Origin of the sequence: Pseudanabaena mucicola FACHB-723, from assembly GCF_014696385.1 — a bacterium.
Taxonomy (GTDB): Bacteria; Cyanobacteriota; Cyanobacteriia; order Pseudanabaenales; family Pseudanabaenaceae; genus Pseudanabaena.
Genome location: NZ_JACJQB010000067.1, coordinates 1 through 10,496, shown reverse-complemented (window position 1 = coordinate 10,496; position 10,496 = coordinate 1). Strand labels below are relative to the sequence as shown.

Annotated in this window: 16 protein-coding genes; 7 read left to right on the top strand and 9 right to left on the bottom strand. The window is 41.9% G+C overall.

The features are described from left to right. Positions 1–181: 181 nt before the first annotated feature. Positions 182–634 carry a DUF29 domain-containing protein gene (locus tag H6F41_RS17835; protein ID WP_190404812.1) on the bottom strand — a complete coding sequence of 151 codons (453 nt, stop codon included), beginning with the start codon at positions 632–634 and terminating at the stop codon, positions 182–184. Beyond that, a complete protein-coding gene (locus H6F41_RS17830) occupies positions 635–853 on the bottom strand; it encodes a ribbon-helix-helix domain-containing protein (RefSeq protein ID WP_199288833.1) in 219 nt (72 codons plus the stop codon). 159 nt (positions 854–1,012) lie between these two features. Here H6F41_RS17830 and H6F41_RS17825 point away from each other — a divergent pair, with 159 nt between their 5' ends. The 5 genes from H6F41_RS17825 to H6F41_RS17805 all read left to right on the top strand — a co-directional run bounded on the left by H6F41_RS17825 (position 1,013) and on the right by H6F41_RS17805 (position 3,606). After that, on the top strand, positions 1,013–1,297 hold the full coding sequence (locus tag H6F41_RS17825) for a hypothetical protein (RefSeq protein WP_190404811.1): 285 nt from the start codon (positions 1,013–1,015) through the stop codon (positions 1,295–1,297). Beyond that, positions 1,294–1,491, top strand: coding sequence for a hypothetical protein (locus H6F41_RS17820; RefSeq protein ID WP_190404810.1), 198 nt, complete (start codon positions 1,294–1,296; stop codon positions 1,489–1,491). The genes H6F41_RS17825 and H6F41_RS17820 overlap by 4 nt, the downstream gene beginning before the upstream one ends. Then, positions 1,484–1,792, top strand: coding sequence for a hypothetical protein (locus H6F41_RS17815; protein WP_190404809.1), 309 nt, complete (start codon positions 1,484–1,486; stop codon positions 1,790–1,792). Before H6F41_RS17820 ends, H6F41_RS17815 begins: the two co-directional genes overlap by 8 nt. Beyond that, positions 1,789–2,238: a hypothetical protein gene (locus H6F41_RS17810; RefSeq protein ID WP_190404808.1), complete on the top strand. Its 450-nt coding sequence runs from the start codon at positions 1,789–1,791 to the stop codon at positions 2,236–2,238. Before H6F41_RS17815 ends, H6F41_RS17810 begins: the two co-directional genes overlap by 4 nt. Before the next feature lie 75 nt (positions 2,239–2,313). Then, a complete protein-coding gene (locus H6F41_RS17805; RefSeq protein WP_190404807.1) occupies positions 2,314–3,606 on the top strand; it encodes a type IV secretory system conjugative DNA transfer family protein in 1,293 nt (430 codons plus the stop codon). A gap of 432 nt (positions 3,607–4,038) precedes the next feature. Here the strand turns inward: H6F41_RS17805 and H6F41_RS17800 are convergent, their stop codons facing one another. Continuing rightward, on the bottom strand, positions 4,039–4,710 hold the full coding sequence (locus tag H6F41_RS17800; protein ID WP_190404806.1) for a hypothetical protein: 672 nt from the start codon (positions 4,708–4,710) through the stop codon (positions 4,039–4,041). Positions 4,711–4,952: 242 nt separating this feature from the next. Here H6F41_RS17800 and H6F41_RS17795 point away from each other — a divergent pair, with 242 nt between their 5' ends. After that, on the top strand, positions 4,953–5,180 hold the full coding sequence (locus tag H6F41_RS17795) for a hypothetical protein (RefSeq protein ID WP_190404805.1): 228 nt from the start codon (positions 4,953–4,955) through the stop codon (positions 5,178–5,180). A 203-nt stretch (positions 5,181–5,383) separates the two neighbouring features. Here H6F41_RS17795 and H6F41_RS17790 read toward each other — a convergent pair whose 3' ends face one another. Both H6F41_RS17790 and H6F41_RS17785 read right to left on the bottom strand, forming a co-directional pair. Beyond that, positions 5,384–5,731, bottom strand: coding sequence for a Mor transcription activator family protein (locus H6F41_RS17790; RefSeq protein ID WP_190404804.1), 348 nt, complete (start codon positions 5,729–5,731; stop codon positions 5,384–5,386). A gap of 34 nt (positions 5,732–5,765) precedes the next feature. After that, the gene (locus H6F41_RS17785; protein ID WP_190404803.1) at positions 5,766–6,314 is read right to left on the bottom strand and encodes a tyrosine-type recombinase/integrase; all 549 of its coding nucleotides are present in this window, start codon (positions 6,312–6,314) and stop codon (positions 5,766–5,768) included. A 395-nt stretch (positions 6,315–6,709) separates the two neighbouring features. On the opposite strand from H6F41_RS17785, the gene H6F41_RS17780 reads away from it, so the two are divergent. Beyond that, entirely contained in the window at positions 6,710–6,928 is a 219-nt protein-coding gene (locus H6F41_RS17780; protein WP_190404802.1) for a hypothetical protein, read from the top strand. A 118-nt stretch (positions 6,929–7,046) separates the two neighbouring features. Here H6F41_RS17780 and H6F41_RS19435 read toward each other — a convergent pair whose 3' ends face one another. The 4 genes from H6F41_RS19435 to H6F41_RS17760 form a co-directional block, all read right to left on the bottom strand. Then, on the bottom strand, positions 7,047–7,316 hold the full coding sequence (locus H6F41_RS19435) for a phage protein Gp27 family protein (protein WP_190404801.1): 270 nt from the start codon (positions 7,314–7,316) through the stop codon (positions 7,047–7,049). After that, positions 7,313–7,852 carry a hypothetical protein gene (locus H6F41_RS17770; RefSeq protein ID WP_190404800.1) on the bottom strand — a complete coding sequence of 180 codons (540 nt, stop codon included), beginning with the start codon at positions 7,850–7,852 and terminating at the stop codon, positions 7,313–7,315. Before H6F41_RS17770 ends, H6F41_RS19435 begins: the two co-directional genes overlap by 4 nt. Positions 7,853–7,950: 98 nt before the next feature. Further along, the gene (locus H6F41_RS17765) at positions 7,951–8,172 is read right to left on the bottom strand and encodes a hypothetical protein (RefSeq protein ID WP_190404799.1); all 222 of its coding nucleotides are present in this window, start codon (positions 8,170–8,172) and stop codon (positions 7,951–7,953) included. 8 nt (positions 8,173–8,180) lie between these two features. Further along, positions 8,181–10,040, bottom strand: a complete 1,860-nt coding sequence (locus tag H6F41_RS17760; protein ID WP_190404798.1) for a hypothetical protein — start codon at positions 10,038–10,040, stop codon at positions 8,181–8,183. Between the last annotated feature and the right edge of the window lie 456 nt (positions 10,041–10,496).

The following is a 10,496-nucleotide window of genomic DNA, read 5'->3' as shown; positions in this document are numbered from 1 at the left end:
ACTACAGAGTACACATTGACGATTTCATCAATTAGTTGACATTTTCATCAATTAGTTGATTAATAACTCAACTTTGTTATCTACTTAGATAAGTTTTTATTGAAAGCAGCAACTTATTTCTGGGTTCAGCAATAAATTTACAAATTAATATTTTGTCTACAAATTGCAGACAAAATATTAATTACAATTCCCAAAAATCAACATTTAGCATCGTTTCAATATCGCGCCCAAATTGCCATGTATCAGGAAATTGATACTGTGGATAATCATCTTTAACCGTTTCAAGAGCAAACTCAAAAGCCTCTAAGACAGACTCATCCCATAAAGTTTTTAGGCTAGGAGTCTTTTGTAGTCTGCGTTTAAGCCGTCTACGTTGCTCTCTTATAGTGCGTTCCCATCCATTAAACTCTTGAGGCATATCCACACAAAGACGCTTGAGGCAATGCTCGATTAAGGTTTCTAACCGACTCTCTAGCTCGTCACGGTAAGAATTACCCAAAGCCTCGATCTCCTCTAACAAGTTTTCTAAGTCCACATGGTCAAAATCCTTAGCCTTTAGCTTGGCTATAGTGTCTTGAGTCCATAGCAAGAAATCGGACTCATATAAGGATTTACGAGCAATTGATTGAGTCATTTATTTTGCTCCTTTGCTATTGGTGCGATCGCCTAACTTGCCCTCACGCTTGGCAGTATTGACAGCTTGAGTTAGCAAATATGTACACAGGCTACTAACAGATCTGCTCTCAGCAGTAGCCCAAGTTTCTAAACTTTGCTTTATTTCAGTAGGCAGATAAGCCGTCACCATGTCTGATTGACGTTTTCCCAAGGTTTCCACTTTTGACGCGACTGGCATAAATAATAACCCTGATATTGCTTATTGAATTAAGATACAGTATTTTACTGTACTATAGCTACAGTAGCTTACGGTAGCAACTAAATATTAAAGGCGATCGCACGGCTTGGAAACTACGCGATCGCCTTTATCCCCATTTACTCAATAGGTAGATTAATTATGGCATTGAAACCTCAAAAACAGGCTGTAGAACCTACACAGCCCGAATATCAAACCACACCCGCACCATTATCAACAATTGTTGACATCGAACTCGAAAATGCGATCGCCAATGAGTTACTAGATAGCATCGACTGGTCAAAAGTGCGAGCCGCAATCATCCGCAAAGCACCCGCAAAACTTTTTGCTTGGCTGACCAGTGGCAATGATACCCCCGTCAATATTTCCCCATTTCCAGAACTTGCAGTATTGCACAGTAGCGATGATGAGGGTAAAGCAGCATGATTAAAGCAATCTTCACCGCTCTAACTGGCATTAATGACAGCATCGACAGCCCAGAAAAACAAACAGCATGGGAGCAGCAGCGATATCTAGATGAACACGATCTAGACAGCATCGAAAATATCAACCCTTGCCCCTGTGGACAAATGACGATTTTAGATTGCGCGGGTGAGTGTGGATTTGAAAAAGATGATTAAAACTCTACTCATCACATCTTCCCTAAGCCTTGCTGTAGGCACGATTGGCGGTTACTTCCTTCAGAGGATGGAAGCTGCATCAACTTCCATCCAAAATGCTCAAACCATTGCAGCGCTTAGCATTTCCGCAAAATCTGATGAAGCAATCGCCGCAAACATCACCCCAAAAGCAGACAGACAGGCTTTAATTTCAAAGCTTGCCCTATGCCTAAATCGCCCCATAGCTAAGCAATTGAGCGACAAGTGGACGGACAAACAACTAAACGATCTCACCTTTGAAATTTGCAACAAACAATCATGACCCAAATTACAGAACAGAACCAATCTAACCTTGTCGAAGAAAACATCATTGATAACCCTGCTGATATTGCTGCTGAAATGAAAAGACTTTCTAGCGCTTGGCTTCAAGCTGTGCAGAATGTTCAACGCAATCCTAAGCCTTTGATGGATAAGCCTTTGGTGGATGTGGATGAGCCTGTGATGATCAGCGTTGATGAGCTGCAAACAATTCTGAATGATCGCCCTATAGCCTTGCTTTGCAACGCAATAGACAAACTAGACTCTAGTCTTGCCAAAGTTCGCACCCTATACCGTTCACAGGTTTTCACTGAAGAAGAGCAGCGCAACAGAGATCTAGGCATTGCCGATGGTTCCGACTCTGAACTCGTTCACGCGATTGGTGCAGAGTTGAAAGAACTTAGAGCAGTTCTCAAAAAAGCTATGCAGCAAATCAAAGCTGAAAGCTAATCTCAGAGCATTTTTGATGCACTTGAGTAAAAAGTTCAAACCAAGTTCACCGCCCCTCTCAAGGGGCTTTTTGCTATGTACACAAACAACCAATTTCACACAAGCCAAGTAACGATCGCCACTGAGTCAAAGAGAGTAGTTAACAAAGCCTCTCTAGCCATTTTCAGCACTGGTATAGGGTTGTGTGTCGTGTGCCTAATCCCTAGCCATTGGGCATCAAAACTAACCTTAATTGGTGCATCCTGTGGACTGTTCTATGTATCCCATAGACTCGATAAGCTAAAAGCATCTCTAGCACCCTATGAGGTATCAGCACATATCCAAAGTCAGCAAGGTTATGCACAGTGGTTATCTACCAGTTTCGCGCCGCCTAAACGTGAGATAGCGATCGCACAACCATCACCCATCGACACCCCCGGCCCCGTCAAATTTGCGGATGTCAAACAAGCATTAAGCAAACCTCACGTTATGCTACTTGGTTCTACAGGGGATGGTAAAAGCACCCTAGCAAAACACCTTGCAGCCAATTGCACAGCATACACAATCGTTATCGATCCTCACGCCGCCCCTGATGATTGGGGTAACTTGCCTGTGTTTGGTGCATCTCGCAATTATGCCGAAATTGCCTTAATCATGGGATTGATATTACAACTCATGCAACGCCGCTATGATGCAAGGGCAACGGGTGCAAAGCAGTTTGAGCCGATCATCATAATTTGTGATGAATACCCCGCGATTATTGCCAGTCTAGAAGCGGGTAAAGTTGCAAGCTCTTGGATGAAGTTAATCAGTCGAGAAGCGAGAAAAGTATCAATTAGATTGGTAGTTCTCACCCAATCACCTGAAGTCAAAGCAATCGGTTTAGAGGGTGAAGGATCGGTGCGTGATAACTTCTGTTTTGTCCGATTGGGTGAGTTCGCCCTGGACCATGCCAAGAGCCTCAAAGATGATGCAATCAAGTCAGCAATAGAGCAGGCAGATCGCCCCGCAATGCTTGGTAATTTGCCCTGTGCTATTCCCACACTTAGCGATCGCGTAGCTATGCCAGTCCTATCGATGCCAAGGGATTACGCATTGCTGACAAATTCTATTGCTGACACTCTACAGCCTAGTTTTAAGGCAATAGAAACCCCGTCAACCCTTGTCAGCACGTCAGCACAATCGGAATTGTCAGCACCGCTAAAGGCGATTTTAGAATATGCCAAAAAGCAAAATGATTTTGTGTCAGCACGGAAAATTCAAAGCTCTATCAGACTTTTTCGCGACACACCCGCGCCCGAAATTAGATCCTATTTTCAATGGTTGGCAGACAAAGGTTATGGCATCGTGAGAGGCGCTGATGATGCCCTAGAGTTTTCTGCAAGTTAGGCGATCGCATACCCAAATATTGGCTTTTAGTAAGTTGCTAATCAATCCTAATTTTGTCCGTTTACTATCCCAAAGTTGTCCCAAAATCATTCCAGCTTTGTACCAAAGTTGTACTCAAGTTGTACCAAAGTTGTACTGACCTGTACCATCGTTGCAACGATTTTGCGTGCTTTGAAGGCTTCATAAAATAGCTTGCAAGCTATGTTGCTTGTCGGACAAAAAATCGCACTACCGTTTAATTTTTTCTCGACAGCAACATGACGCTTGCCAAAAGGGGATCCCCCCTTTGGATACCCCCGTCACAAGTTCTTACCAAGTTTGTGACGAATAAAATTATTTTTTGCTCAGCTCGCCACTGGCAAAAGCACACAAAAAGCCCGTCTAGACATTTTCTAGACGGGCTTTTTGTGTAAACAAATCTCACCAATGCTTTTATATTGTACAGGTAACAGTTTTAAACAGTTTCCAAAGTTTTTGACTACCTTTAGAGGCTACTTTCTCCCATATCTCACCATGCTCTTTTGCAATGTGCATGATGTAAGCATCTGAAGTCATATTTACATTGCCAGCTTTTTTACTCAGATTTTTGTAGTCAATGTTAAAGCGATCGCAAATTTGACGCTGATTTAATTCAAGAGATTCAGGGGCGGGTGATGCCTCTATTGCCTCAATAATTGGCAGTGCATCAGATTCTACAGGACTATCAATTACGGGCTTTTTTGCGGGTGCTGTTGCCTCACTGGTAAGGGCGGCGATCTTTTTATCAAGATCATCAATTCGATGATGTGCGATCGCTAAATCGGTATGCAATTTTTCAATTAACAGCCCATCAGTTTTTTCAATGTGGCGATCGGTTTTCAGTCCACTTACCTCACCCTCAATGATTATGAGTCGAGAATTAATCGCAGTCTCAATCATGCTTTTGATATCGACATTAGGGGCGGCGGGGCTGTCTATACGGCTGTCTAGATTGTCATCTAGATAATCCCTTACAAAACGCTGTAACAAAGCACTTGCATTAGTACCGTTGCGTTTTGCTTTAGCCTGAAAATTCTCCCATGTATCGCTATCGGTGCGAAACGTAGCTAATTTAGATTCACTCATAATCTAGACTTTATCTATACAATTTCTATACATTAAATCAATATCTAGATTTTGTCTATACGACGTATATATCTATACGTTATCTATACAAGATATATACATAAGTCAATTGTATAGAAACTGTATAGATTTTGTATTGACAGATGTATAGATATTATCTATACTGTGTATATACAAGCGATAGGTTTAAGCGCTACAAACAAACCCTAAAGCGACATCTACACATTTCAGGAATTGAGACAATGGCTAAACTATTCATGCTGCAAACGGCACTTAATAACCTCACACAAGAGGGGACAGCAGAAATTTATGGTACGGGTTGGAAACTTGTTTTAAGCACTGACGATCACTTATATGTAGATTGTGGGGACGATGGATTTACCTATCAGATTTATTATGCTGAAAGCAACAGCTTCTCAGTAGTTGAAGAACTTGAATCAGTCTCCGAACTTAAAGAATTAATCGTATAGGTTTAAGCGCTACAAACAAACCCTAAAGCGACATCTACACATTTCAGGGATTAAGACAATGCAATTAATTAAGGGGTTTGGTTTGGTAGTTTTGGCAGTAGTGGCGTGTGCTAAGAAACAACCCATAGCCTGTATACTTTTGCACCGTTGGGTGTAAAAGTCAGGTTATAAACCTCCTGTGCTAAGAAACAACCCATAGGGTTCTATCTATACCCACTAGAAATTTTCTGGATACTTTGGCGCGACAGCCTGTATTTTCTCGCCACTTGATCAACGGTTAGCCCAAGAGCGCGATCGCTCATGATTTGACGATCGCGAGTAGAGTTAACAAAGGCTGTGCATCTAGGAATAACAATTTGCTCGCGCTTAAATCGATCAATCATTTTTTGAGCATCATCGCGCCCTAGTAGCTTTATAAGGCTTTTGGCACTTTCGAGACGCGGGGGGATGTATATCCGAGTTCCCCCAAACTTTTGAACAAGCAACAGGGTTTGATTGAGTCCAATTAGATCGCGAATCTCTTGAGCAAGGGGAGGTAGTTTTTCGATCATAGGTTCTGTTTCAGACTATCTGTTTTAGGCTAATTCAAAAGCCAATCGCCGCGATCGCTTCTTTTTTCTGATTGGGAGTAACTTCGAGATATCGCTGTAAGGTAGCGAGACTTGCATGACCTGATATCTCTTGAATAGTTCGTAGTGGTATGCCACTGGCAGACATCATCGTTAAGGCAGTACGTCTAAAACTATGGGTTGATACACCCTCAAAGCCAAGATAATCGCAATACTTTCTCAGCATCTCATCAGCCGCTTGGCTAGACATTGGTTTATCAGCATCTCTCTTAGACGGAAAAATATAACCAGTGCTAGGCAGATCCGCCCCGTCTAGATAGGCTTGCAACTGTGGACTAATATCAACCTCTCTAGTTTTCAATTTGCCCTTAGTAACCGACTTACGGAATACAATCACCCCGTTAGCAATATCATCAGTTTTCAGACTAAGAGCCTCACTAATTCGACATCCTGAAAACAGGCAGATCGCAAAAATGGCGCGATACTTTGGGGACAAATAATTAAAAAATTCTTGTAACTGCTCTTGAGTCAAAATCTCAGCTTGACCATTGCGTTCTACTTTCATGAGAGACTAGCCTAACTTGGTATAATTGCTATTTTACCAAGTAAACATCATTGATAAATCAATGCTTTCAGTTTTGATGCTCTTGCAAAGGTAGCCATATGATTAAAACTTATCAATCCCGTTCTATCTCTAACCGTCTGAAACGTCGATTTTCCGTTACTCATCCCACGATTGATAAGGAGAATTGATAAGTGGTTTACGATTTTCAATGTTTAGCACGGTGTCTCATCTAAGTTTAGACAAATATCTTTTTTGAGTGTGAGACGGTGTAATTAGAAATAATCAGATCATGGGTAGAATTGCCAACTATCAACAGATGACATCGTGATTTATATATCTATGAAATTTTTCTTGTAAAATGAGATTATTGATATTAATCGACAAGACAGGGGCGTATGGATATAAATTCGACTGATGACACAAAAATATCGATCGCTTGTAAAGTTCCTGCTTCATGGGTAACTGAAATTGATGCTTTAGCCCTATTGGGCGGTATTACTCGCAGTCAATGGGTAGCCAATTGGATCGCCACTGGTTTAGGTAAAACTGATGATCCAGAAGCAAGACGTGAGGCGATTAGGATTGCATCAAATCTAATCGCAAAATCTGCTTAGAGCTAATCCACATAGTCCCACTAAGTCCCACTACAGCCCGTTAATAAAAGCCAAAAACATAGGGATGTCAACAATTTGTTGACATCCCTATGTTTTTGCAAAATCCCAAAAATCGCACTCACCAACACATCCTAGATTGTTTCACCCGTTCCAAATATAAGCCTAGAAGATCTTTACTGTCAGGGTTTGACGACTTCAACTTACGCAAATCTAGACAAAATCGATGAACTGAAGATCGCGAGATTTGATAACCTTTTTGGGATAACCAATCAGAATGATCATCTAGAGTTTGATCGTGTTTATGAGCCATTTCAAGCCGTCTCACCAGTTGCTTTAAAATTGGACTTGGCAACTTTGCAATTTTGGGGACTGAGTGCGCTCCGATCATATTTTGCAATCCTCCCCAACATGACCACCACGCTGAAAGCTTGCGAATTGCTGCCGTCCCCATTTCGTGACTTTGGAGCTTGTGACAGCAAAGATCGGAAAGTCTCCACCACTGCCGCCGATCTGATAAGGTTCACAGCCATAGACGATCGCATGACCTAATTTTGCTTGCTCAATTGACAAAGCTTCAAACCTAGCAATCGCTTCATTAGCTTGGTTCAGAATTTGGTTGACCTCTAGCGCCGCCTCGGCAAGTTGGTCAAATCCTGCTTTAACTTTGGTTTCCAAGTCTGCATATCCTTGCTTTTGGGAGGCAAGTTGCGATCGCAATTTTGGCAAGAGATCTGAGATAGCAGACAACTTATCTTGGCGATCGCGCTCGGATTGTTGCCAGTCTCTACGGGCTTGCAAAAGTTCTCCGACATCATCAAAGTTATCGGATTGTGGCTCGGCAATTGGTGTCTGAAGTTCTGTAAGTTGGTTTTCAAGTGTTGCAAGTTCAGTTTCTTTTTGTTGAATTTCTTGAAGTTTCGACATAAACCTTTAGGATTAACTTTGTTAAATTTGTGGACTGTGGCTCAATCAAAAGTTTGTTTTAGCTTGAGTCACAGCCTTTTTTTTGTTTAGGCATAGGTTTAAAAATCATCGTAGGGAGTGAATTTATTACTAATTTCTTTCTTTTGGTGACGGATGCAAGCGATCGCGGATCTGATGCGCGCATCTTTTTCTCTGTGACAGATGCGTTCTGATTCAGGCTCAACTATGGCAGCTAAAACGATGCGTACTGCGTCAAGACTATTGATCGCCAGTTCCTGCATTGCTAAATATTGCTTTTTTGATACAGTTTGACTTTCCATCTATAACCTCAACAATTTTGTAAATGCTCATCGGTGGCGATTAGATTTTTGCGATCGCATTCAAGTCGCTCTAACTCGCTTTGTAATCTGGCAATCTCTGGAGCAGACTTACCACGCCGCAAAATTGGAGTTTCTAAAATTGCCTTGAGATAGCCGATCCTGCTTTCAATTTCAGATACAGCCTGATTTTGGGGCGGTTGATAGACTTGCAAACAAGCAGCGTTTGCTATGCCAATTGTCGGATTTTGGGCGATCGCACCCGTTGCGGTTTCAGTTTTGGGCGGCGCAAGTCTGCCATGGGTTTCAATCCACATCGAACCGTTGGATTTTTGAGGCGGGTTCACCAATTCGGGTGGGGTGATTTGGTGCAGGCGGCGATCGCCATCGGCAACGGTTTGAGTATCAGCAAAATCTGTAACATCAGACTTGGCAAATTTTGGCAAGTCTTGACCTCGCAGGGGCGTTTCAAAAAACCCTAACGCTTCATATAGGGGGTTATCTGTAACAGTGCTTTGGAGCGAGTTTTCAGCACTTTCTATAGCTATATCGGTTAGGGGCGTTTCTTGGCTTACATCCTTTGGCTGTGAGGCGTTACAGGATGATTGAGTAAATTCAGGATGCCATAGCTCTTTGTTGTCATATAGAGTTTCGACTGATACCTTTGCAGTTTTAGCGATCGCCTGTGCCATGCCCCTGATTGTTTGAGGCATAGCACCTGTATTTTTTAACTCTGATACTGCCAAGCGGATACGCTCGATCCTCTCAGCTTGCCTCTCAGCTTTGCTCATATCTACCTCATTGGTTTGTTCAGTTTTCTTACTACCCCATGGGAAATGATGTTTTAAGCACCATTCAGCGATTGACTTGGCTTTTTTCTCTAGCCTGTGGATATCGCCACAGAATTTAAAAAAGCCTGCGGTTGCCCGCGCTGTCTTGGTGATGTATTTTGCGATCGCAGCGACATCAGCACAGCCTAGAAATACACGGGCATATTTACCGATGGTATAAAGCAATCGGTTAGATTGCCCCTTACCAGTCCATCCGTCTGCTATTTGTTTCTCAAGGTCATCTCGCCACTTGAGGATCTCATCAGTTTTGCGGCTAAGTTTTGGCGGCTGGTAGTTTTCCTTTGCTTCAGCAATCGACTCTTTCAATAGGTCAATATCTTGGCTGTCTTGGCACATCTGCCATACAAAAACAAAGTGGTTTAGGTCATTGCCAATCTTTTCTAAGTCGTCATTGAGCATATAACTACCCTTTTGCAATGGCAGTCGATGACCGTTAAACTCACTCCCAAAGGCTTTTGTATTAGGGAATATCTCTAAAACGCCTGACGCAATTTCGTAACCGTGAGAGTTCAAACAGGCTTTGATACCACAGGCTAAGGCAAAACTAGAAACTTGATTGGGTAATGGGTAATAGATGTGCAAGCCTTCACTAAAAGAGCTTTGCACTATTAGCGGTCTAACTAGTCCAATGTCTTCAAGGGCTTGCAGTATGCCTCTAAATTGCCCTTCGTTGCGTTGCGGGTGATAGGGACTGTTTTTGTCAATGTCGAGCATTCCATAGGCTGTATTTATGCCGAATCTCACGCCGATCAAGGTATTTAGATCTTGCCAATAATCAAATAATCGCCTTGCTGTTATTGGGTAACGCTTCTCAGTTAACCAATTTGGCTTACCTTTGCTATCTGTGCTGTTTGCGTAGATAAAGTTAAACAAGTATGGAAAAAAACTTGTAAATGTCTTTGCTGTCTCGCTTTCAGGGGTCAGGCTTTGAGGATGTGCTTGCCTTAAATCAAAGGATTGATTATCAAAATTGTCCTTATGGCTAGCCTGTTTCAGCGTATTCTGTGTTAAATTCTTCATATGCACTTACGCAATCTGTGTGCGTATTTGAGTAGTGAACCCTAGTTGATACCTAGGTGTAGCGATAATCCGTATAAGCCGCCGCCAACCCTGTTTGCATCAGGGTTTTAGCGTTTAAATGCAAAAATACGGAATCAGTTTAATAGAACCGACTAAATCACCTTTTTACAGAAGCGCGGCGTGGAAACTTAGCAACTGTTTTAAGGTGATTTGTCTTTGAACTAAAAACTTATAGCTCGGATCATAGCATTTCATTCCATCTCACAGTCTTTATATTATAAATTTCTGTTGATTTGAGGCTATGACATTATTAAGGTCTTATGCCTACACGGTAATACTGTCATGTTTTCTGTGTACTACAGAGTACACATTGACGATTTCATCAATTAGTTGACATTTTCATCAATTAGTTGATTAATAACTCAACTTTGTTATCTACTTAGATAAGTTTTTATT